We start from the raw sequence: 20,912 nt of genomic DNA, 5'->3' as shown, positions 1-20,912 counted from the left end.
ATATACTCTCAAAATGGAATCGATTTAGATTGATCTTATCCACACCGCAAGCGGACCGATATCATCAAACCCGGCTTCAAGGGCAGTAATCAGCTGATCACCGTATTCATACCCGACGAGCGGCTGTCCCGGAAAGTGGGCGGAACTGAGACGAATGACGTCATCCCAAAGTCGTTCATCGAGATAGTTTGATGTCAGGTGGGACAGACCGGTCGTCTGTCCGTTCGAGTAGGCGATAAAACCCGCCTGTTGAGGCTCGGAAAAAAACAGCCGGACATCGGAGCGTTCAAACAACGTCTTCGGGACATCATCCGTATCGATGATGTTGAAAAAACGTGTCGATTCCTTCAAGTCGGTCACGACGGTCCAATCGACGGGGAGTGCCCGGCGATCAAGGATCGGGCGGCGCGTAATCCATTCCGCCGTGAACAGGTGTGTCAGTCCAGCGCGTGAAAAATCGTAACTGGCGGTACAATCCTTGACGCTCGTAATCCCGGACAGGTCCAGTTGTTGCTGGTGAGAGCGGACCATCATTTCCGGATAAAGAGGCGGAACGTTACCTGTCGCTTTCCAGCTGTCGTGTGTTTCCGTGACGGTACATCCGTTTAGTTCGCAAATCAGACGACACCAATCGAAATTATTTTGAATGGCTGCTTGCCGCATCCCGCCATCTCCTTTCAATCTTCTTGTTCCTTAATCAAAACATAGGCTAGTGTGGCAATCAACGTCAGGAATAAACCACATCCGATTGTGATGTAGGCCATCGTAAAGACTTTTCCGAGTGTCGTGACGGGAGCGAACGTCGGATGACCGACCGTGCTCAGCGTCGTGATACAGAAATAAAGCGCGTCTACGACAGTTAAATTTTCTTGAGTGCTGTAAAAAATCGTTCCGGACAGTAACGTCAACAGACAAAGAATCAATAAGCCGCGGAAATAAGATAACTGAAACGCGTGCCGTAATCCTTTGAATAAACGTGAAAAAATCGCAAGCATGGAAATCATCGGGTTCCTCCTTCATACGGTCGTTGGACCGGGTCCAGCGTATCATGAATACGATAGCCGTTTTTACCGTTGTACTTAATGTGATACATCGCCTGATCAGCATGATGAATCAATGTATCGAGGCTGATTCCATGATCGGGTGAATAACTCAATCCGATACTCGTCCGAATCTCAATCAACTCTTCGGCTAAAACAAACGGATTGTTTTGGAAGGTCGTTAAGAGGGACGTCGTGAACCGATGGAGCTGATCAGGTGTCTGGTCATACAACAGTAAAAAGAATTCGTCGCCACCGACCCGTGCCGCAAACCCGAGCGATTCGACCTCCTGCTCGAGCAGACGTGCCAAATGAATCAAAAAGGCATCACCAATCTGGTGTCCGTACGTATCATTGATCCCTTTGAAACCATCGAGATCAACGACAACAATTGTGATGCTGTCCCGTTCTAAGATTTCCTGTCCGGCTTTTTCGTAAAAACTTCGACGATTGGCAATTTTGGTTAACGGATCATGGTAGGCGAAAAAGCGGATCGTCTGCTCGGCTTCTTTGAAGGACTGAATGTCCCGGATCAGTAACATGCCATGAAGTTCCTGTTCGATGAAAACGAAGTCAGCGTCCATCACGACATACCGTTCCTGCTGTTCCCGTGTGACGACTTTCGTTTCGTACTCATTGAATTTGCGCTGAGACTGGAAATGGACCTCGTAATGAGCCGTCCAGTCCTGCTGTTTTTTCTCCGGCAGATAATCGGCGAACGGGTGACCCAACAAGTTTTGTTCCTTCAGTAACGTAAAAGCGGCAGGATTCGCACTTTCAATCCGTCCGTGACGATCGAGTAACAAAATTGCGGACGGATTCAAGTCATAGAGGGTCGCAAACCGTTTTTGATAGGACGCCAAATAATCAAACCGACGCATTGCGATCGTCAAGGCTGCTGCCCAAAACAGACCCCCGTATATATAAGCATACGGTGGCATGACACCATAAAACGAGTTGTAGCCGAATATAATGTCCCAAGCGAGGACAATCAGCGCAACACCAAGCAAGACGTTGATGATGCCACGTCGTGCGTCACGCAGTTGCGTTCGGGCATACACCAAGAGAACAATCACGAGCACATGGAAGACGTTCCCGAATGTCATCGTGATCAAATAGGACGTATTGAACTCCGGATAGATGAACAGCCCGATCTGGTTGAACTGTTGACTGTTGATGACGTTCGTCTGAAAGACATAGGTGAACAAGACGATGACCATCGGCAGGTAAAAGATGCCCGGATAAAGCAGGCGGGGCATCTTTTTCCAAAGATTCGAGATGCGGAAGATGAAATGCAGGGATGTACTAAAGACAAGTAAGCCGGCATTTCCGAACCAATACGTCACAAAAGCGGGACTCATCGAAACCGGAGCTGTATTTCGGAAAAACTCACCGAGGAACAACATTCCGTAGGCAAAGGTAAACAAGCTCAACAACCGGTGTTGCGAACGTCTCGGATTCCGTAAAAAGATATCGACGGCCATGTAAAACATTATGAATGTCGGGATCAGATAGACAGCAGCGTACAAAAATAAAGACCTCATGAAAACCCGTCCTTCTTAATAGATTGAGTGATAGTCCCATTATAAGAAGAAGAAAAGGATGAATCTATTTTATTTTGAACAAGAGGGGAGTCAATCTAAATTTAATGTCAGTTGCCGGGTTTTGAGTGTCCCGACGAGACCGGATGGATCGTTCGCTGTTTTATGGGCGACAAACGCCTCGTCTTCCGGAGCCGTCCGGACGCGTAACGGTTTCTCATCAGACTGGACCAAGTCAAAAATCAGTTCGGCAATCTCACTGGCGGCTTGCCGGTTTTTATGACGGATCCGGTACGTCTTCAAATACCGTTCGACGATTGGTTTGAAGTCATCGTCGTGTAATCCGCCTGTCTGTTCCAGGCGATCAAGGACGTTTGCCGTAAAATTCGTTTCGACGGCAGCCGGTTCAATCAGTGTGACATCAATCGAGAAAAACGGTTTGTAATAGGTCGCGAGACTCTCGAACAGTCCTTCGAGTGCGAATTTACTGGCACAATAAATTTCGTTCATCGGCTGACCGACCAGTCCGCTGATACTTGATGTTGCGAGCAGATGACTCCCCTGCGGAGCGGCTTTTAGAAGCGGTAAACAACATTCAATCGTTCGCATGACACCAAAGACATTGGTGTCAAACAGTTGCTTGATCTCATAACTTGTCGCTTGTCCAAGCGCCCGCAACAGACCTTGACCGGCATTACAAAATAAAGCGTTTAAGTGTCCGGCTTCCTGTTCAATCACAGAGACGGCTTGCTTCAGACTCGTCAGGTCCGTCACATCAACTTCAAGAAAATGTAAATGAGGTAAAGTATGCTGCTCGAGTTCAGGTGTCACTTGTCGAATCCCGGCATAAACGGTCCATCCTTCATCGGCAAAACGAGTCGCCGTCGCAAGACCAATTCCGGATGAAGCACCAGTAATGAAAATCGTCCGCATGATAGATTCCTCCTTAATGAAAGTCGGGTCTTTCTCATTCTTTACCCGAATCTCCTAAAGTTATTTTGCATTAAAATTGCATATATTAATTAAAAAACTTAAAGTGGAAGGGAGAGACAAGGGGGAATCCGACATGGCACAACACGAACGATTGCAACAGATGCGGGAGTGGATCAAGACGACGCCCGAAATTTCACTTGATCAGTTGATGGAAGAGTACCGGATTTCGAGGGATACGGCCCGGCGTGATTTGATTCAATTGGAGCAGGAAGGGAAAATCATCCGTGTCAAAAACGGATTGATCCGTGTCGGTACGAACACGACCGTCCAGTATGACCGGCGGACGGAGCAGCCGGAAAAAGATCGGATTGCACAACGTGCGATCACCTATATCACTCCACATCAAAAAATCATTTTGGATGCTGCGACGACGGTTGCACGGATGACCGTCCATTTACCGGTTCAACCGGTTCAAGTCATTACGAACTCACTTGCGGTCGTAGAGCAGTTGGAAGCACGACCGGAGATCGAACTATATGTGACCGGCGGGAAGCTCGATCGTCATGCCCGGAGTTTAGTCGGGATTAAGACGGCGGACGATATCCTGAATTATCAAGTCGACCGTGTGTTTCTTGGTGCGTGCGGACTGACCGAGCAAGGGGTCTTTGCAGAAAATCTCGAGGAAGCCATCGTCAAAAAAGCGATGATCCGCAGTAGCGCGGAAATCATTGTCCTTGCGGATCATACGAAGTTCGAAAAACGTTTTCTGCACAAAGTCTGTGATCTCGATCAAATCGACGTCTTAATCACAGATCAAACACCCGATGGCACGTGGCACGATTGGTTGACTCAAGCAGACGTCCTGCTTGAAACAGCAGAGGAGGAATAACAATGACAACGATTCAAACGATGCTTGTCGGATTCGGATTTTCAGCAGTGACGTTTCATGCGCCCCTTTTACAAGCCTTACCACAATTTACGGTCCGTCAAGTCGTGTCGAGCCAACAGGATAAAGTCGCGACCGTTTTTCCGGAAGCAAAGGTGATCGGGACACTCGAAGAGGCATTACAAGACGAACAGACGGAACTCGTCATCATCACGACACCGACGGCCTTACATTTCGAGATGGCGAAACTAGCCATCGAAGCAAAAAAACATGTATTACTTGAGAAGCCGGCTGTCGTGACGATTGACGAAGCAGAAGAACTGATTCGTCTTGCAGACCGGCATGGTGTTCAAGTCGCAGTTTATCAAAACCGCCGTTTTGATGGCGATTTCCTGACGATCGAACAGCTGATTGAGATGAACGAGATTGGGGATTGGCAATTGCTCGAATCACGGTTTGACCGGTATCGACCGGTCGTTCGAAACCGGTGGCGTGAACAGAAAGGACCGGGCTCGGGCATTTTATTTGATCTCGGCTCGCATTTGATTGACCAGGCGCTTGCTCTATTCGGTGAACCGGATGCCGTCGTTGGAGATGTCTTGTTCCAGCGTGACGGAGCGGAGACGGATGACGGATTCCACGTCACGTTATGTTACGGCAAGCGCCGGGTCATCTTACGGTCCAATTCCTTCATTCAAGGATTATCCCCGCGATTTGAGTTGCATGCTACACGCGGAAGTTATATCAAATACGGGATGGATCCGCAGGAAGCGCGCCTGGCCTCCGGGCATCCCGTCGATGCATCGATCGGTCAAGAGGAAACCGCTGATTATGGATATCTGCAAATTGCCGATCATCCGGCTGAACGGTTGGCGACACTTCCAGGGAGCTATCTCGGTTTTTATGAGGCACTGGCAGCAGGGTTAGTGACGGGAGCGTTACCGGTTGATTTGACGGACGCATTGAGAACGATGCAGGTGCTCAACGCGGTCCGTCTCAGTAGTGAGACGGGGCGGAAAGTCATGCGCAAGGAGTGGGATGGATGGAACTGACGGAATTGTTGGCACAAGAGCAGACGTTGACGTTAAAAAGTTTTACGAATCAGGAAGCACTGCAAGCCGGACAATATGTCATTAATCGGGCTATGCAAGAGCAACTCAGCGTCGCCGTCGAACTGAAACGGAACGGACAACGGCTGTTTTATGCGGCACTGGACGGGACGGCACCGGATCAGGAAGAATGGATCCGACGAAAATCGAACGTCGTCCTCCGGCATGGCCACAGCTCACTTTATATGCGGCTGTACAACGAAGGTAAAAACCGGTCGTACCACACGATGTATGCTGTCGATCCGACCGACTATGCCGATGCCGGTGGTTCATTCCCAATCCGCGTCACAGGAGTCGGAGTGGTGGGAACCATCACCATATCCGGCTTGTCGCAGGAAGCGGATCATCAGCTGGCGGTTGATGCCTTGACGTATTTGAACGTGCAATACAAGTAAACAGGATAGGCTCAAAAATCGATTTCTATACAAACAAGGGAGGCAGATTATATTCTGCCTCCCTTGTTTGTCTCATTTAAAGGAAGCACTCGCTTCACGCGACGCTCGCCTGAGGAAAGTGCGTGAAAGAAAGCGTGCTTCCTTATCGACTTGGTTAACCAACCATTTTCATAATCAGGAAGCGATCGAGTCGGAGGCAGGTGTCTCGACACGTCGTTTGTTGCCCCGGTAAATAAAGAACAAGGCAGCAAGCATAAACAAGAGACCGGCAAATCGTTTGACATCAAAAGCCACTTCGACGCCACCAAATGTCCCGAAGTGATCAAGTACCATTCCGGCTGACAACTGTCCGATGACGGTTGCGATACTGGCAGCAGTGACGCCAATTTTTGGAACGGCAAGAATGGTCAGAAACAGATAGCTGACACCGAACCAGACGGCACTGAGCTGCCAACGTGGTGCGTCGAGAATCAACAGCACATCGCCTTGTCCGAAAAAGAGGACGGCGAGTGCGAGTAAGAGCATGCCGGTGAAAAAGGTTAAAAATGTACTTTCGAGGGCGCCTGCTTTTTGACCAAAAGCGCCGTTGATCGAAGACTGGGCACTGAGGAGAACGCCTCCAAGCAGTGTCATTCCGAGCCATCCTTTGTGTTCGATGATCATACTGGCGACCATCTGACCGATGATGACGCTGATCATGGCAAGTCCGACACCAACAAGCGGAATGCTGATGATCAGGATCGTTAAGTAGATACTCCCAAGCAGTCCACCAAGTAACGTCCACTTCGGTGCCTTGAACGTATAACCAAGCGAACCTTTTCCGAAAAACAGTGTAATGATGCCGATGATGATCGTTCCGGCAAAGAAGTTATAAAAACTACTTTCGAGTTTACCGATACTGTTGCCAAGCTCCCCATAAATCGCACCTTCGATACTCAGGGAAATCCCGGCAAGTAAAGCCAACAGGTAATAAATGAATTTCAAAATCCGTCACTTCTTTCTTTGATAAATCTATATATCGAGAAATGTCGATACATGAACAAAGGAAAACCCGTTAGAGTTCTCCTTGTAGGTATTCTGTCAACTCTTTGATCTTCTGTTCATTTCGACGGTAATACGTCCATTTGCCATGACGTTCGGATTCAAGTAATCCGACTTTTTGTAGCATCGCTAAATACTGGGATACCGTAGATTGGGACAAATTTGCCTTCTCTTGGATATCACCGACGCAGACGCCTCCTTTTTCAGCAGAATTCGTTGACAAGTGGGCAGCCGGTTTGTTGAAATGAGTTTGCGGATCTTTGAGCCAACGTAAGATGTCGAGCCGTACTTCGTTCGACAGAGCTTTAAAAAGATCAACTTGATGTGTCATGCCATCAATCTAATCGATAATTCTCGATATGTCAATTCATTGCGTTGCATGTGAAAAGGGTGTTTTGTCCAGCATATGGGTTACTTTTTCACCAGAAGCAGGCACGAAACCGAGACCTTGATAAAACGGATCCGCCTGTTCGCTGTAGAGCACCAACTTTTCATACGACAAGAAGGCTTCTGAGATGATTTTTTCGAGCAAGGCCGTCCCGATGCCCTGCGACCGGACTTCCGGTAAGACATAGACATGGCGAATCCGGCCGGTTGCCGGTTGCCCCACTTGTTTCATATATCCCCCGCAAGCGAGGACTTGATTGGTCGTCGACAAGACGACGAACATCGCTTCACCGGTTGCTTGAAATGTTTCTTGCCGGCGATTTCGTAACATGTGTTCAACGAACATAAACCCTTCCTGCGAACTTTTGGCGAGTAGAGGAAGCCAGTTGTAGCCGTCAAAATCGTTCACCCGTTCGATTGTCATTTCCATCCGTGATTCCTCCTTCTTCTCTTTTGCAGTATTCCTTTTTCAGCGTCACGAAAAACCCGATTTCCTTTGTAAATAATTTTTTTTAGCAAGGGACTGGATTTTTAAAAGCCATTTTGCGTATAATGAGAAGTAATGGATTGAACGCAAATGAAAGGAAGTGGCCGTCACAATGAGCCTCAGCCGTTTAAGTAAAGAAGAAATTACTGATCTTTCACTGATTAACTTCGTCAATGAAATGTTACAAGAAGCGGGCGAACAGCCTATCACTTTCGATGACATCATAAAAGAAATCGAAAAATTTCATACGTTTACAAATGAAGAGGACAAGTTCGAGAAACTTGCCCAACTTTATACAGACATGAACATCGATGGCAACTTCGTTAACGTCGGAGCTAACCGTTGGTCCCTTCGTGCATGGTATCCGTTTGACAAATCAGATGAAGATTTGGTCATCGAAGCACGTCAGCGCGGAGAACTCGACGAATTCGAAGAAGAGTTCAACTACGATGCGGAAGAAGATGAATTCGAGACGATCGAAGATGATCTTGATACATTCGCGAAAACAGCCGATTACGATGCAGCTGATGATACCGAAGATGATACATTCAAAAAAGTGGCGGTCATTGATGACCTCGAAGACGATTTGGATGAAGAAGACCTCGAAGATTTCGAGGAAGATGAAGAAGAAGTTTAACAACCGCAACCTGCCATTTTTGAACATGAAAATGGTAGTTTTTTCGTTGACGGCTGACGATAGCACACTTGATTTTTGTCTCTAAAAAATCTGCTTGACGAAGTTTTCGGAATGACGTAAGTTAGTCATGGGCTTCTTTAAGCAACGTGCTTAATTTCAGCAAAAGTGTCTCCTGTGAATGGGGGCACTTTTGCTTTTTTATTTTTAACCGACCTCTGACAGAATTTTGGACTCGAGAAGGGAGCAATTAATCATGACAAAGTATATTTTCGTAACCGGTGGGGTAGTATCTTCACTTGGTAAAGGGATCACGGCCGCATCACTTGCCCGTCTTCTAAAAAATCGTGGCCTCAACGTCACAATCCAAAAATTCGACCCGTACATCAACATCGATCCGGGGACGATGAGCCCGTATCAACACGGTGAAGTATTCGTGACGGATGATGGTGCTGAAACCGACCTTGACCTTGGTCACTACGAACGGTTCATCGATATCAACCTCAGTCAGAATGCAAACGTCACGTCTGGACGGATTTACTCGACAGTCCTCAAAAAAGAGCGTCGTGGCGATTACAACGGGGGAACGGTTCAAGTCATTCCGCACATCACGAATGAGATCAAGGATCGTGTTTTCCGTGCCGGGAAAGAGACAGGCGCTGACGTCGTCATCACAGAGATTGGTGGAACAGTAGGGGATATCGAATCGCTTCCGTTCATCGAAGCCATTCGTCAGGTGAAGAACGATATCGGGAAAGAGAACGTCATGTACGTTCACTGTACGCTCGTTCCGTATCTGGCAGCTGCAGGCGAGCTGAAGACGAAACCGACGCAACACAGTGTCAAAGAACTCCGCAGCTACGGGATTCAGCCGGATATCATCGTTTTGCGTGCCGAGCATGATGTACCGCAAGAGATGAAAGATAAAATTGCCCTCTTCTGTGACACACGTCCGGAAGCGGTCATCGAAGCGAAGGATGCGTCGACACTGTATGAGGTGCCGCTCAACTTGCAACGTCAAGGCATGGATCAACTTGTTTGTGATTACTTCAAGTTCGATACGCCGGCAGCCGATATGACGGCGTGGAAACAACTGGTCCATACCGTGACACACCTCGAGAAGAAAACGAAAATCGCACTCGTCGGGAAGTACGTCGAACTCCGTGATGCGTACATCTCGGTTGCAGAAGCTTTGAAACATGCCGGATTCGCCTTCAACAGCGACATCGAAATCGACTGGATCAATGCAGAAGATGTCACACGTGACAACGTTCAGGAATTACTTGGTTCAGCAAACGGAATTCTCGTTCCAGGCGGATTCGGAGAACGTGGCATCGAAGGGAAAATCGAAGCAACACGTTTCGCCCGTGAAAACAATGTACCGTTCTTCGGAATCTGTCTTGGTATGCAACTGGCGACGGTTGAATTCGCGCGTAACGTCTTGAACTTAGAAGGGGCACACTCAGCAGAAATTGATCCGGCGACACCGTACCCGATCATCGATTTACTGCCGGAACAAAAAGACATCGAAGATCTCGGCGGAACACTTCGTCTTGGACTTTACCCATGTAAGCTCGAAGAAGGTTCAAAAGCGCGTGCGGCGTACTCAAGTGAACTCGTGTATGAACGTCACCGTCACCGTTATGAGTTCGGCAATGAGTTCCGTGAACAGTTTGAAGCGAACGGGATGATTTTCTCCGGTACGAGCCCGGACGGCCGTCTCGTTGAGATCATCGAGATTCCAGAACATAAATGGTTCGTCGCGTGTCAGTTCCACCCGGAATTGATTTCACGTCCGGAACGTCCGCAAGCCTTGTTCCATGACTTCATCCAAGCATCACTTGGCGAGTAAACGTCAGTGATTGGAATCGAAAACCCGTCTCCCGTGTGGAGATGGGTTTTTTTGTCTGTTTGATTGATAGAAGTGACGAATGCAGAATAAAGCAGGTACAAAATGCTGTCTCTTCAAGGATTGTAGAATTCAAAGACGTTTTAAAAACTTATCTGCTATAATGATAGCGAATTCATTCCTACAAATTTTTCGTGGAAGGTGTAGATCTTGATGGCTCCTAAGTATAAACAAGTGGCAGAACAAATCGAGGCGGATATCATAAATCACGTCTATCAACATACAAACAAGTTGCTAACAGAAGATGAGTACGCAACGAAATATGAGATCAGTCGGAACACCGTACGAAAGGCAATCGAAATTCTTGTCAACAAAGGGTATGTGTATCAAGTGCAGGGCAGTGGTGTCTTTGTCCGTGACCACTATAACAGTGATTACGTCAATCTGGAGAAGCTACAAGGATTGACGAGTGACTTCAGTGGTCGTAAGGTCGAGACCCGTGCGCTTGCATTTGAGCAGACGACGGCAAATGAAGAAGTGGCGGAACGCATGAAGTGTCCGGTCGGAACGCCTGTCTATTACGTCAAGCGTCTACGGTTGGTCGACGATCATCCGTTTTCGGTCGAGGATTCGTACTTCCGTAAAAATCTTGTCGTCTATCTGGATGAGAACATCATTCAAAAGTCAATTTACAACTATTTACGTAATGACCAGAAGCTTGCGATCGGCTTTGCCGATCGTGTCATCTATGCGGACTTTTTGAATGCGGAAGATGCGGTTTTACTCGAGTTAAAAGAAAACGATCCGGCGTTGCTCGTCGATAATACGGTTTATCTGACGAACGGTCAAATCTTTGACGTCTCGCGGGCGACCCATCATTTCCGGCACGTCAAGATGTTGAAAGTCTCGAATATTAAATCTTGAACGCAGGCGGGAGGATTCTCTCACCTGCGTTTTTTTTGTTCACATTTTCGTTAAGAAGAAAGGGTTTACATCCGTTTTCGTGCATGCTATTATCAACTCATGGAATTTGTACCTATGAATTTTAGTTATCCATACAAAAAAGGAGAGAGATTATGGTTTCTGAAACGATTGAAATTACACCAGAAGATATCTTTGGTTTGATTGCCCTCTCGGGTGACGCCAAAGCAAGTTATCACCAGGCCATCCTGTTAATGCAAGAAGGTAAGGTCGAGGAAGCGGATGCGGCCGTCAAGGCAGGCGATGCGACGTTAAAAGAAGCGCACAGCATCCAAACCAAATTCGTCACACTCGAAGCACAGGGGAAAACGGCGACAGTCGGTGTCCTGATGGTACATGCGCAAGACCATTTGATGAATACGATTCTTGTTAAGGAATTGCTTGGATACATGATGAACATGCAAAACGAAATCAACCAATTGAAGGGAATGGATCAAAAATGATGAAAATCGGACTTTTCTGTGCGGCAGGTATGTCAACGAGTATGTTAGTGGAAAAAATGAAAGCGGTTGCCGCTGAACGCGGTCTTGAAACGGAAATTGCAGCCTACCCGGAATCGGAAATGGAAACGTACGTCGACAACTTGGATGTCGCGCTGCTCGGACCACAAGTCAAATACTTACTTGCAAAAGGCAAACAGATCTGTGAACCAAAGGGTGTTCCGATCGATGTCATCAACACGATGGATTACGGCATGATGAACGGAACGAAAGTACTCGACCACGCACTGAAGCTCGCAAATAAATAAAACGGGGTGACGACTTTGAAAATGCCTAAAAATTTCTTGTTCGGTGCGGCTTCCGCTTCTTATCAAGTCGAGGGTGCATGGAATGAGGACGGGAAGGGCGTCTCGAACTGGGACGTCTTCTCGAAAATTCCGGGAAAAACGTTTGAAGATACAAACGGTGATGTCGCGATCGACCATTATCACCGGTATAAAGAAGATATCGGGCTGATGGCGGAGATGGGGCTTGAATCATATCGCTTCTCCATCTCATGGCCACGTATCTTTCCGAACGGGACAGGTGAAGTGAATCAGAAAGGTCTTGAATTTTACAACAACGTCATCGACGAGTGTTTAAAACACAACATCATTCCGTTCGTCACACTCTACCACTGGGATCTTCCACAAGTACTCGAAGAACAAGGAGGCTGGCGAAGTCAGGCGACAGTCGACGCCTTCGTCCGTTTTGCAGAAACGTGTTTCGAAGCGTTTGGCGACCGGGTCCGCAACTGGATCACGTTTAATGAGACCGTCATCTTCTGTTCGCTCGGCTACTTGTCAGGTGCTCATCCACCAGGAATCGAAGGGGATGCAAAAGCCTACTTCCAGACGACCCACAACGTGTTCGTCGCCCATGCCCGTTCGGTTGAACTGTTCAAAAAAGCGAAGTATGAAGGTGAAATCGGCATCACACACGTCTTTAACCCGGCATTCAGCATCGATGATGAGGCGGACAACAAATTTGCCGAGATGCATGCGAACGAATTTGCGACACACTGGTTTTATGACCCGATCTTAAAAGGGACGTATCCGGAATATGTCGTTACGCAGCTCGAACGACAAGGTCTCCTGCCGGACTGGACGGAAGACGAACTTGATTTGCTCAAACGAACGGCTCCGATGAACGACTTCATTGGTCTCAATTACTATTGTCCCCAACGTGTCATGAAAAACGATACAGCACTCGTCATGGCGGGTGGTCGTGAGAATTCGACGGGACGTCCGGGGAATCCATCGTTTGATGGTGTCTACAAGACGGTCTTGATGGACGATAAAGTCTATACGAAGTGGGGCTGGGAGATTGCACCGGATGCGTTCCTCGAAGGCATGCGGATGCTCAAAGCCCGTTATGGTGATGTCAAAATCTACATTACAGAAAACGGTCTTGGTGATGTCGATCCGATCGTCGGCGAAGAAATCCAGGATACACCACGAATCGAGTACATTGAAAGCCACCTACGTGCCGTTAAACATGCGGTCCAGGAAGGCATCAACGTCTCCGGTTATTATGCGTGGTCCGTCATCGATCTCCTCAGCTGGCTCAATGGTTACAAAAAACAGTACGGTTTCATCTATGTCGACCATGCGAACGGTCTTGCCCGTAAAAAGAAACAGTCGTTCTATTGGTATCAAGAGATCATCGCCACGCGCGCTGAAGACCTGTAAGGAGGTTTCCGAATGAGTCGCCTAGAAACCGTATTCGAAAAAGTTACACCGGCATTTGCCCGTTTTGCGAATGCCAAGCCTGTTCTCGCCATTAAAGATGGATTCATCTTGACGATGCCGATGACGATCATCGGTTCGTTATTTCTACTGATCTTAGCCTTACCGATTCCAGGGTGGGAGAAGTTCATGTCAGGTCTCTTTGGAGCCGACTGGACGTTACCACTGACGCAAGTCGTCGGAGCGACGTTTGATATTCTCGCCTTGATTGGGGTCTTCGGCATTGCCTATTCCTACGTCAAAAATGAAAAAATCGAAGGGGTACCGGCTGGCATCCTTGGGATCATCTCGTTTTTGATCATTACACAAGCTTCCGTCCTATCGGAATCCGGAGAGGTCGTCAAAGGCGTCATCCCGAAAGTCTGGACGGGTGGACAAGGGGTCATGGCGTCGATCGTCGTCGGCTTAGTCGTCGGCTTCATCTATTCGCAGTTCATCAAACGCGGTATCAGCATCAAGATGCCGGCTGGTGTTCCACCAGGTGTTGCGAACTCATTTTCGGCACTCGTACCGGGATTAGCCGTCATCACGCTGTCTGTCGTGACGTTCGCCGTGTTCCAAGCCTTTGCGGACCGGACATTCACGGAAGTCATCTATGACGTTCTCCAAGCGCCGATTCAAAACTTGACCGATACGCTGGCTGGCACTGTCCTCATCATGGTCCTCATGTCCGTCATGTGGTGGTGCGGGATTCATGGTGCTGCGATCATCATGGGCATCATGGGACCACTGTTGACAGCCAACGCACTGCAAAACCAAGCAATCATCGACTCAGGGAAGGAACTTGTCGTCGGTGGGAATGCGAACATCGTCACGATTCAATTCCTTGATGTCTTTACAAAACTCGGCGGAACCGGAATCACGATCGGTTTCATCATCGCAACGTTGATGGTTGCCCGGTCGGCGCACTTGAAGCAGCTGGGTAAACTGTCGCTTGCACCTAGTCTGTTTAACATCAACGAACCGGTCATCTTCGGAATGCCGATCGTCTTCAATCCGATCATGTTCATCCCGTTCGTCATCGTTCCTGCAATTGCTTCGTTCATGGTCTACTTCACGATTCTGTGGGGCTGGGTCGAACCGTTTAATGCCTTGCAGGTCCCGTGGACGACACCACCGATCATCTCCGGTTTCTTGATCGGCGGATGGCGCGCGGCACTCTTACAGATTGCGACGATTGCCATGTCGGTTGCGATTTACCTGCCGTTCGTCCGGATGCAAGATCAGCTTTCGTATGGGGAAGAAGTAAAAGCACAAGAAGATCAAGCGTCAGCTTAATCGTCAAAAGAGCTATCGATTCAAAACAAAACCGAGTGATTTCTCTCATGTGGAGGGAAGTCACTCGGTTTTTGGTTGAAGGCGGTGGAGTCGAGGTTGTTGTATTACTAATTATTATAGAAGAAAAGAGTCATTCCCACTCTTCCGTCATCTCCTGTAACTGCGTCAAGATGTGCGTCAACAGGAACGCACCTAAGGCGAGACTCGGTAAACCGTGACGGGAGCCGTCTTCAGCCGGAAGCAGTCCTTTGTTGAATTTAAGGGCAAGCGGCGCGATGGAACGTTCGAGTGTCTCCGTCACGTCACCAAGCGTAATGATGGAGTAGGGGGTATGCCACGCATCATAACGGGCGAGAGACGCAAGCAGGTCGGAGCGTTCTGTGTCCGGTGTGAAGATCAAGACACGGTCGACGGCATGTAACGTTTTATGATCCTTGATCTTCGTGACCCGTTTCATTTGATCCGGACCATCGGACAGCATCGGATAGAGCCCTTCGAATTCACCGTAGGCATCAAGATAGACTTTCCCTTGCCCGACAAGTGCTTGGGCGAGCAGACGGACGACGTCAAATAATTCGTCTTCCTGTTTTGTAAGCGTTTGTAATTTTCCGTTGAATTGCGTCGCTAATATTTTCATCATAAAAAGAACATCCTTTCTAAATTTCTCTCAAGGATAGTATAAAGCAAGTTTTGCTTTCATGTAGAATGGAAATAACTAGAGGAGGAGTGTGGGAGATGAAAGGGAGATTACTGATCGCGGAAGATGAACCGGGGATTCGCAATTTATTGGCGCAATTGTTTCGCGCGCAAGGCTATACGACTGACGTTGCCGTTGATGGCTTGGAAACGATTGAACGACTGAAAAAGGCAGATTACGATTTATTATTGATGGATGTCAATATGCCGGGACGGACCGGTCTGGAAGTCTTGCGTCATCAAGATGAGGTCGGACGACGGGTTCGGACGATTTTGATGACAGCCCTCGGGGAAAAAGAGGCGATGGAAGAAGCGAAACGACTGGGTGTCGTCGCCTTCTTCGGAAAGCCGTTTGACATCTTTGAATTAAAAAAAGAAGTGACTGTGCAAATTTCGAGCGATGTAAGCGGTTAATCCTTCACGTCGTCGTCACAATCCTAAATTCGGAGTGAAATGCTGTACGTTCAAGCGAATCAGTGTGTTATAATCAGTCTGAAAATGCACGTCTACGTGTAAGCAGCGATCAAAACAGAGGAGGATGTCATTATGCCATTAGTATCTATGACAGACATGTTAAACAAAGCTCTCGAAGGTAAGTACGCAGTAGGTCAATTCAACATCAACAACCTCGAGTGGACTCAAGCAGTACTCGGTGCGGCTCAAGAAGAGCAGTCACCAGTCATTCTTGGAGTATCTGAAGGTGCAGCACGTCATATGGGCGGATTCTACACAGTTGTTAAAATGGTAGAAGGTCTCGTTCATGACATGAAAGTAACAGTTCCTGTTGCAATCCACCTCGACCACGGTTCTAGCATTGAAAAATGTAAAGAAGCAATCGATGCTGGATTTACATCTGTAATGATCGACGATTCACATAGCCCGATCGACACGAACATCGAAACAACAAAAGCTGTTGTTGAGTATGCTCATTCTAAAGGTGTTTCAGTTGAAGCAGAAGTTGGTACAGTTGGCGGACAAGAAGATGACGTCGTTGGTGATGTCATGTACGCGAAACTTGACGAATGTGTTCGTATCGTCAAAGAAACTGGAATCGACACGCTTGCTCCTGCACTCGGTTCTGTCCACGGACCATACAAAGGTGAACCAAACCTTGGTTTCGCTGAAATGGAAGAAATCCGTAACGCAACAGACCTTCCACTCGTTCTTCACGGTGGAACAGGAATCCCGACACATGATATCGAAAAAGCGATTTCGCTTGGTACTTCGAAAATCAACGTCAACACAGAGAACCAAATCACATTCGCGAAAGTAGTTCGTGAAGTCTTGGCTGAAAAACCAGAAGCATATGACCCACGTGTATTCATCGCACCAGGTCGCGAAGCAATCAAACAAACAGTCATCGGTAAGATGCGTGAGTTTGGTTCAAGCAACAAAGCTTAATTTTGTATGTCCAAAGCACGGTAGACACTCGTCTATCGTGCTTTTTTTCATCCAAATCACCAGAATGTTTCGGAAAACGTTAGGACTTCTCGTTGAAAAAATTTATAATGGAAGAGTAAGCGTTTTCAAGGGATATCTTTAGGGATGAAAGGGGAAAGAGAAAAATGAGATTTTTTATCGACACAGCCAACGTAGAGGACATTAAAAAAGCACATAAAATGGGGATTTTAGACGGGGTCACGACGAATCCGTCACTCGTCGCGAAAGAAGGCGTCGATTTCCATACCCGACTACGCGAGATTTGTGAGATCGTCGGAGATGTTTCCGTCAGTGCTGAAGTCATCGCACTGGATGCAGAAGGAATGATTCGGGAAGGGAAGGAACTCGCCCAGATTGCACCGAACATTACTGTAAAGGTTCCGATGACACCAGCTGGTCTAGAAGCTGTCGCAGCACTTTCAAAAGAAAACATCACGACGAACGTCACATTGATCTTCAATCCGAACCAGGCCTTGCTCGCAGCACGTGCTGGGGCGACATACGTATCACCGTTCCTCGGACGTTTGGATGATATCGGTCAAGATGGTATGGGACTCGTCGAGACGATTGCCCAAATCTTCGTCATCCATGACATTCCGACACAAATCATTGCGGCGTCTGTCCGTAATCCAGTTCACGTCACGAATGCAGCCCTCGCTGGTGCTGACATCGCGACGATTCCGCTGAATGTCATCGAATCACTGACGCAACATCCGCTGACGACCCAAGGCATCGAGCGATTCCTTGCTGACTGGGAAAAAGCGCAGCAATAACAGATTGTACAGAAAGGTTGATGGAATGTGGACATTTTGCATATCGTAGGACAACAACGTCTTGAAGGGACCGTCATGATCAGTGGATCGAAACAGAGTGCGATTCCGTGTCTCGCGGCAGCATTACTGACCGACCAACAGGTTATTCTTGAGGGGGTGCCGGACATTGGCGACGTCGCGACGATGATCCAGATCATTGAGATGCTTGGAGCTGTCGTGACACGTCAAGGCGATATGGTGACGATTGACCCGAGTCATGTCGAGCCGATGCCACTTACAGGGACGGATACACGAAAATTACGTGGATCGATTTACCTGATGAGCGTTCTTGCGGCACGGTTCAAACAGGGGGTCGTTGGTCTGCCCGGTGGTTATGCCATCGGTCCTCGACCGATTGATTTACACATCAAGGCACTGGAACGGTTAGGGGTCTCGATGCGAAACGAACAAGGGGTTTACTACATGCATGTCGAAGAGTTGAAGGGGAACCGGGTTTATTTGGATCTTCCTTCCTTCGGTGCAACCATCAGTGCGTTACTTGTCGCTGTCATGGCGGAAGGGACGACCGTCATCGAAAACGCGGCATGTGATCCAGAAGTCGTCGATGTCAGTACGATGTTGACGAACATGGGTGCGAGTGTCAAAGGTGCAGGGACCGATGAGATTCGAATCAAAGGAATCAAGACGCTTCAAGGATGTCGGCATACGTTGATTCCGGACCGGATGGAAGCCGGGACGTTCCTGGCGATGGGCGCTGTCCTTGGTCGAGTGACGGTCGACAACGTCATTCCGTTACACCTTGAAAGTATCATTCAAAAGCTGGAACGGTTTGGTGCGAAAATCGACATTGCTGACGATTCAGTCACGGCTTCCGTCGATATGGCGAAGCCGATCGACATTCGTGTGTTTCATTACGGTGGTTTCCCGAGTGATCTTCAACCGATCATCTCGGCTGCCTTGCTCAAACCGAAAGGAGCGAGTGTCGTCGTCGATAAACTGTATCCACAACGGTTCCGGCATGTTCAGGAAATGCGGCGACTCAACGCACGCATCACCCATGAAGACGCGTCCATCATCATTCGTGGTGGTGAAGCCTTGCGCGGAACCGAGATCGAAGCACATGATCCGCGTGGTGGAGCAGCACTCGTTTTAAGTGGAATGCTTGCTTCAGGCGAAACCCTGTTGCATCATGCGGAAATACTCGATCAAAGTTATGAACGATTCGTCGAGAAGTTAAAAGAACTAGGGGCTCTTGTATGGCGTGAAACGGTTTAAGATCTTCAGCTAGGGAGAGGGGATTATACACATGGAAAGAAGTTTATCAATGGAACTCGTACGGGTGACGGAAGCAGCAGCACTTGCTTCTGCGCGCTGGATGGGGAAGGGCATGAAAAACGAGGCGGATGACGCAGCAACAAGCGCCATGCGTGATGTGTTTGATACGATCCCGATGAAAGGGACGGTCGTCATCGGCGAAGGGGAAATGGATGAGGCACCGATGCTTTATATCGGGGAAAAACTCGGAAATGGATACGGACCACGTCTTGACGTCGCCGTCGATCCACTCGAAGGGACGAACATCGTCGCCAAAGGGACATGGGGCGCACTTGCGGTTCTTGCCGTAGCCGATGCCGGAGATTTGTTACATGCCCCGGACATGTACATGGATAAAATTGCCGTCGGACCGGAAGCAGCAGGGCACGTCAGCTTGGACGCGACGATTGAAGAAAACATCGCTGCTGTCGCCAAAGCAAAAAACAAAGAAATCGAAGACGTCGTCGTTTCGATTTTGGACCGGGAACGTCATGAAGAAATGATTCAACGAATCCGTGCAACAGGGGCACGAATTCGTCTGATTGGTGACGGTGACGTCGCAGCAGCCATCAATACGGCTTTTCCGCATACGGGAATCGATATCTTGCTTGGTTCAGGTGGGGCACCAGAAGGTGTACTTGCAGCGGTTGCGTTGAAATGTTTAGGTGGAGAACTCCAAGGACGACTCTTGCCGGCAGATGAAGCAGAAGTCGCACGATGCAAAAAGATGGGGATCGAAGACCCGTCGAAAATCCTGATGATGGATGATCTTGTCACGGGCGATGATTGTATCTTTGCCGCAACAGGCGTTACGGACAGCGAGTTGATGAAGGGTGTTCAGTTTACAGCCCAAGGCGGTCAAACACATTCTGTCGTCATGCGTGCGAAGTCGGGAACGGTTCGTTTTGTAGAAGGAATTCACTCGTTCAAGAAAAAACCAAAACTCGTTATTAAGTAATTGGCATAACAGTCTTACAGAAAGAAGTTACGTTTTCTTCACTCGCTTTCCTCGGACGAGACACAAGCCGTGCCTACTTTGTCCGCTTGGACAAGTAGTCGGGTCTTGTTTGTCTCTGACAGCGCGGAACACCGCGCTTTTTCCCGTAGGAGTCGAGTGAAAAACGTAATTCTTTTAAATCGATCATGCATTGCTCAAAGGAGGCAGATTTTTGGTGATTCGAAAATCTGCCTCCCTTTTTTGCATACAGAGAGTAAGGGAATTGATTGCGCATTAAACTTTCATGAACGGGAAACATGAACAGACAAATGGAGTTGACTCAAATGTCAGTCTCTACAAAGATGAGGGTGGCAGAATTATAATCTGCCACCCTCATGACGTTTATAAAAGGATCACTCGCTTTGAACTGCTCCCCGTCAAGTAGACAGTGTAAATAATTAAAACTCACTCAAGCGGCTTTTGTCCTGAATTCAATAGGACTCAAGCCGTTTAATCGTTTTTGGAAACGCTCGTTGTTATAGAAATATATATAAGCTTCGATGTACGATTTCAGCTCTTCGTAGGCTTGAAAATCACGCAAATAATACATCTCTGACTTCAACGTACCCCAAAAACTCTCGATTGGGGCATTGTCGAGACAACGTCCCACTCGGGACATGCTATGTGTCAGATTTGCGTCTTCAATCATTGTCTTAAATCCTCGTGATGTATATTGATTGCCACGATCGCTATGAATCATTGGAATTGCCCCTGGCGGGAGTTGGGTGATCGCTGGAATCAACGTCTGAAAGACGAGTATACTGTTGTTGGACTTTCCAATCCGATAGGAGACAATGGAACCGTCATACAAATCGATAATGGCACTCAAATAGGCCTTTTTTCCAACTCCATATTTGAACTCGGTGATATCCGTACACCATTTTTCATCTCGCCTAGAAGCACT

24 protein-coding genes are annotated in these 20,912 nt (G+C 48.0%); 15 read left to right on the top strand and 9 right to left on the bottom strand.

Annotation, left to right across the window (positions count from 1 at the left end; genetic code table 11):
- Nucleotides 1-24: 24 nt before the first annotated feature.
- The 4 genes from KNQ13_RS03930 to KNQ13_RS03915 all read right to left on the bottom strand — a co-directional run bounded on the left by KNQ13_RS03930 (nucleotide 25) and on the right by KNQ13_RS03915 (nucleotide 3,514).
- Nucleotides 25-663: a hypothetical protein gene (locus KNQ13_RS03930; protein WP_026830314.1), complete on the bottom strand. Its 639-nt coding sequence runs from the start codon at nucleotides 661-663 to the stop codon at nucleotides 25-27.
- 14 nt (nucleotides 664-677) lie between these two features.
- Nucleotides 678-1,004, bottom strand: coding sequence for a potassium channel family protein (locus KNQ13_RS03925; protein WP_014971462.1), 327 nt, complete (start codon nucleotides 1,002-1,004; stop codon nucleotides 678-680).
- On the bottom strand, nucleotides 1,001-2,584 hold the full coding sequence (locus KNQ13_RS03920; protein ID WP_014971461.1) for a GGDEF domain-containing protein: 1,584 nt from the start codon (nucleotides 2,582-2,584) through the stop codon (nucleotides 1,001-1,003). Before KNQ13_RS03920 ends, KNQ13_RS03925 begins: the two co-directional genes overlap by 4 nt.
- 90 nt (nucleotides 2,585-2,674) lie before the next feature.
- Entirely contained in the window at nucleotides 2,675-3,514 is an 840-nt protein-coding gene (locus tag KNQ13_RS03915) for an SDR family NAD(P)-dependent oxidoreductase (protein ID WP_026830313.1), read from the bottom strand.
- A 133-nt stretch (nucleotides 3,515-3,647) separates the two neighbouring features.
- Between KNQ13_RS03915 and KNQ13_RS03910 the strand changes: the two genes are divergently transcribed.
- From KNQ13_RS03910 to KNQ13_RS03900, 3 genes are read left to right on the top strand one after another with little or no spacing between them, the layout of a single operon-like run.
- A complete protein-coding gene (locus KNQ13_RS03910) occupies nucleotides 3,648-4,403 on the top strand; it encodes a DeoR/GlpR family DNA-binding transcription regulator (RefSeq protein WP_026830312.1) in 756 nt (251 codons plus the stop codon).
- A 2-nt stretch (nucleotides 4,404-4,405) separates the two neighbouring features.
- Nucleotides 4,406-5,452 (top strand): Gfo/Idh/MocA family oxidoreductase, encoded by a 1,047-nt coding sequence (locus tag KNQ13_RS03905; RefSeq protein ID WP_026830311.1) that lies wholly within the window; start codon nucleotides 4,406-4,408, stop codon nucleotides 5,450-5,452.
- Nucleotides 5,443-5,904, top strand: coding sequence for a heme-degrading domain-containing protein (locus KNQ13_RS03900; RefSeq protein WP_026830310.1), 462 nt, complete (start codon nucleotides 5,443-5,445; stop codon nucleotides 5,902-5,904). The genes KNQ13_RS03905 and KNQ13_RS03900 overlap by 10 nt, the downstream gene beginning before the upstream one ends.
- Before the next feature lie 174 nt (nucleotides 5,905-6,078).
- Here the strand turns inward: KNQ13_RS03900 and KNQ13_RS16295 are convergent, their stop codons facing one another.
- The 3 genes from KNQ13_RS16295 to KNQ13_RS03885 all read right to left on the bottom strand — a co-directional run bounded on the left by KNQ13_RS16295 (nucleotide 6,079) and on the right by KNQ13_RS03885 (nucleotide 7,762).
- Nucleotides 6,079-6,888 (bottom strand): DMT family transporter, encoded by an 810-nt coding sequence (locus tag KNQ13_RS16295; RefSeq protein WP_371818610.1) that lies wholly within the window; start codon nucleotides 6,886-6,888, stop codon nucleotides 6,079-6,081.
- A 70-nt stretch (nucleotides 6,889-6,958) separates the two neighbouring features.
- Nucleotides 6,959-7,276 carry an ArsR/SmtB family transcription factor gene (locus KNQ13_RS03890; RefSeq protein WP_026830308.1) on the bottom strand — a complete coding sequence of 106 codons (318 nt, stop codon included), beginning with the start codon at nucleotides 7,274-7,276 and terminating at the stop codon, nucleotides 6,959-6,961.
- A gap of 36 nt (nucleotides 7,277-7,312) precedes the next feature.
- Nucleotides 7,313-7,762: a GNAT family N-acetyltransferase gene (locus KNQ13_RS03885; RefSeq protein WP_026830307.1), complete on the bottom strand. Its 450-nt coding sequence runs from the start codon at nucleotides 7,760-7,762 to the stop codon at nucleotides 7,313-7,315.
- A gap of 169 nt (nucleotides 7,763-7,931) precedes the next feature.
- On the opposite strand from KNQ13_RS03885, the gene rpoE reads away from it, so the two are divergent.
- The 7 genes from rpoE (at nucleotide 7,932) to KNQ13_RS03850 (ending at nucleotide 14,788) form a co-directional block, all read left to right on the top strand.
- Complete coding sequence (gene rpoE, locus KNQ13_RS03880) at nucleotides 7,932-8,456, top strand: DNA-directed RNA polymerase subunit delta (protein ID WP_014971452.1); 525 nt, start codon at nucleotides 7,932-7,934, stop codon at nucleotides 8,454-8,456.
- A gap of 253 nt (nucleotides 8,457-8,709) precedes the next feature.
- The gene (locus KNQ13_RS03875) at nucleotides 8,710-10,305 is read left to right on the top strand and encodes a CTP synthase (RefSeq protein ID WP_026830306.1); all 1,596 of its coding nucleotides are present in this window, start codon (nucleotides 8,710-8,712) and stop codon (nucleotides 10,303-10,305) included.
- A gap of 210 nt (nucleotides 10,306-10,515) precedes the next feature.
- Nucleotides 10,516-11,226: a GntR family transcriptional regulator gene (locus tag KNQ13_RS03870; RefSeq protein WP_026830305.1), complete on the top strand. Its 711-nt coding sequence runs from the start codon at nucleotides 10,516-10,518 to the stop codon at nucleotides 11,224-11,226.
- A gap of 152 nt (nucleotides 11,227-11,378) precedes the next feature.
- Nucleotides 11,379-11,726: a PTS lactose/cellobiose transporter subunit IIA gene (locus KNQ13_RS03865; protein ID WP_026830304.1), complete on the top strand. Its 348-nt coding sequence runs from the start codon at nucleotides 11,379-11,381 to the stop codon at nucleotides 11,724-11,726.
- The gene (locus KNQ13_RS03860) at nucleotides 11,723-12,031 is read left to right on the top strand and encodes a PTS sugar transporter subunit IIB (RefSeq protein WP_026830303.1); all 309 of its coding nucleotides are present in this window, start codon (nucleotides 11,723-11,725) and stop codon (nucleotides 12,029-12,031) included. The genes KNQ13_RS03865 and KNQ13_RS03860 overlap by 4 nt, the downstream gene beginning before the upstream one ends.
- A gap of 15 nt (nucleotides 12,032-12,046) precedes the next feature.
- Nucleotides 12,047-13,453: a glycoside hydrolase family 1 protein gene (locus tag KNQ13_RS03855; protein ID WP_026830302.1), complete on the top strand. Its 1,407-nt coding sequence runs from the start codon at nucleotides 12,047-12,049 to the stop codon at nucleotides 13,451-13,453.
- A 12-nt stretch (nucleotides 13,454-13,465) separates the two neighbouring features.
- Entirely contained in the window at nucleotides 13,466-14,788 is a 1,323-nt protein-coding gene (locus KNQ13_RS03850) for a PTS sugar transporter subunit IIC (protein ID WP_209548130.1), read from the top strand.
- Between the two features lie 130 nt (nucleotides 14,789-14,918).
- On the opposite strand, the gene KNQ13_RS03845 is transcribed toward KNQ13_RS03850, so the two are convergent.
- Nucleotides 14,919-15,428 carry a DUF2529 family protein gene (locus KNQ13_RS03845; protein ID WP_014971450.1) on the bottom strand — a complete coding sequence of 170 codons (510 nt, stop codon included), beginning with the start codon at nucleotides 15,426-15,428 and terminating at the stop codon, nucleotides 14,919-14,921.
- A 95-nt stretch (nucleotides 15,429-15,523) separates the two neighbouring features.
- Between KNQ13_RS03845 and KNQ13_RS03840 the strand changes: the two genes are divergently transcribed.
- The 5 genes from KNQ13_RS03840 to glpX all read left to right on the top strand — a co-directional run bounded on the left by KNQ13_RS03840 (nucleotide 15,524) and on the right by glpX (nucleotide 19,969).
- Nucleotides 15,524-15,898 carry a response regulator gene (locus KNQ13_RS03840; protein WP_014971449.1) on the top strand — a complete coding sequence of 125 codons (375 nt, stop codon included), beginning with the start codon at nucleotides 15,524-15,526 and terminating at the stop codon, nucleotides 15,896-15,898.
- Nucleotides 15,899-16,030: 132 nt separating this feature from the next.
- Entirely contained in the window at nucleotides 16,031-16,885 is an 855-nt protein-coding gene (gene fba / locus KNQ13_RS03835; RefSeq protein WP_014971448.1) for a class II fructose-1,6-bisphosphate aldolase, read from the top strand.
- Nucleotides 16,886-17,049: 164 nt separating this feature from the next.
- Entirely contained in the window at nucleotides 17,050-17,697 is a 648-nt protein-coding gene (gene fsa, locus KNQ13_RS03830; RefSeq protein ID WP_012371594.1) for a fructose-6-phosphate aldolase, read from the top strand.
- 27 nt (nucleotides 17,698-17,724) lie between these two features.
- Nucleotides 17,725-18,972, top strand: coding sequence for a UDP-N-acetylglucosamine 1-carboxyvinyltransferase (murA, locus tag KNQ13_RS03825; RefSeq protein ID WP_014971447.1), 1,248 nt, complete (start codon nucleotides 17,725-17,727; stop codon nucleotides 18,970-18,972).
- A 31-nt stretch (nucleotides 18,973-19,003) separates the two neighbouring features.
- Nucleotides 19,004-19,969: a class II fructose-bisphosphatase gene (gene glpX, locus KNQ13_RS03820; RefSeq protein ID WP_014971446.1), complete on the top strand. Its 966-nt coding sequence runs from the start codon at nucleotides 19,004-19,006 to the stop codon at nucleotides 19,967-19,969.
- 448 nt (nucleotides 19,970-20,417) lie between these two features.
- Here the strand turns inward: glpX and KNQ13_RS03815 are convergent.
- A partial coding sequence (locus KNQ13_RS03815) for an IS3 family transposase (protein WP_214773189.1) occupies nucleotides 20,418-20,912 on the bottom strand: 495 nt, incomplete at its 5' end.

Origin of the sequence: Exiguobacterium sp. s128, assembly GCF_018618815.1 — a bacterium.
Taxonomy (GTDB): Bacteria; Bacillota; Bacilli; order Exiguobacteriales; family Exiguobacteriaceae; genus Exiguobacterium_A; species Exiguobacterium_A antarcticum.
Note: the sequence above shows the minus strand (reverse complement) of the source record. Positions and strands in the feature narration are given on the sequence as shown.

Coding starts and splice junctions, on each gene's coding strand:
- KNQ13_RS03930 (WP_026830314.1), bottom strand. CDS start 663: ATGCGGCAAGCAGCCATTCAAAATAATTTCGATTGGTGTCGTCTGATT.
- KNQ13_RS03925 (WP_014971462.1), bottom strand. CDS start 1,004: ATGATTTCCATGCTTGCGATTTTTTCACGTTTATTCAAAGGATTACGG.
- KNQ13_RS03920 (WP_014971461.1), bottom strand. CDS start 2,584: ATGAGGTCTTTATTTTTGTACGCTGCTGTCTATCTGATCCCGACATTC.
- KNQ13_RS03915 (WP_026830313.1), bottom strand. CDS start 3,514: ATGCGGACGATTTTCATTACTGGTGCTTCATCCGGAATTGGTCTTGCG.
- KNQ13_RS03910 (WP_026830312.1), top strand. CDS start 3,648: ATGGCACAACACGAACGATTGCAACAGATGCGGGAGTGGATCAAGACG.
- KNQ13_RS03905 (WP_026830311.1), top strand. CDS start 4,406: ATGACAACGATTCAAACGATGCTTGTCGGATTCGGATTTTCAGCAGTG.
- KNQ13_RS03900 (WP_026830310.1), top strand. CDS start 5,443: ATGGAACTGACGGAATTGTTGGCACAAGAGCAGACGTTGACGTTAAAA.
- KNQ13_RS03890 (WP_026830308.1), bottom strand. CDS start 7,276: ATGACACATCAAGTTGATCTTTTTAAAGCTCTGTCGAACGAAGTACGG.
- KNQ13_RS03885 (WP_026830307.1), bottom strand. CDS start 7,762: ATGGAAATGACAATCGAACGGGTGAACGATTTTGACGGCTACAACTGG.
- rpoE (WP_014971452.1), top strand. CDS start 7,932: ATGAGCCTCAGCCGTTTAAGTAAAGAAGAAATTACTGATCTTTCACTG.
- KNQ13_RS03875 (WP_026830306.1), top strand. CDS start 8,710: ATGACAAAGTATATTTTCGTAACCGGTGGGGTAGTATCTTCACTTGGT.
- KNQ13_RS03870 (WP_026830305.1), top strand. CDS start 10,516: ATGGCTCCTAAGTATAAACAAGTGGCAGAACAAATCGAGGCGGATATC.
- KNQ13_RS03865 (WP_026830304.1), top strand. CDS start 11,379: ATGGTTTCTGAAACGATTGAAATTACACCAGAAGATATCTTTGGTTTG.
- KNQ13_RS03860 (WP_026830303.1), top strand. CDS start 11,723: ATGATGAAAATCGGACTTTTCTGTGCGGCAGGTATGTCAACGAGTATG.
- KNQ13_RS03850 (WP_209548130.1), top strand. CDS start 13,466: ATGAGTCGCCTAGAAACCGTATTCGAAAAAGTTACACCGGCATTTGCC.
- KNQ13_RS03845 (WP_014971450.1), bottom strand. CDS start 15,428: ATGATGAAAATATTAGCGACGCAATTCAACGGAAAATTACAAACGCTT.
- KNQ13_RS03840 (WP_014971449.1), top strand. CDS start 15,524: ATGAAAGGGAGATTACTGATCGCGGAAGATGAACCGGGGATTCGCAAT.
- fba (WP_014971448.1), top strand. CDS start 16,031: ATGCCATTAGTATCTATGACAGACATGTTAAACAAAGCTCTCGAAGGT.
- fsa (WP_012371594.1), top strand. CDS start 17,050: ATGAGATTTTTTATCGACACAGCCAACGTAGAGGACATTAAAAAAGCA.
- glpX (WP_014971446.1), top strand. CDS start 19,004: ATGGAAAGAAGTTTATCAATGGAACTCGTACGGGTGACGGAAGCAGCA.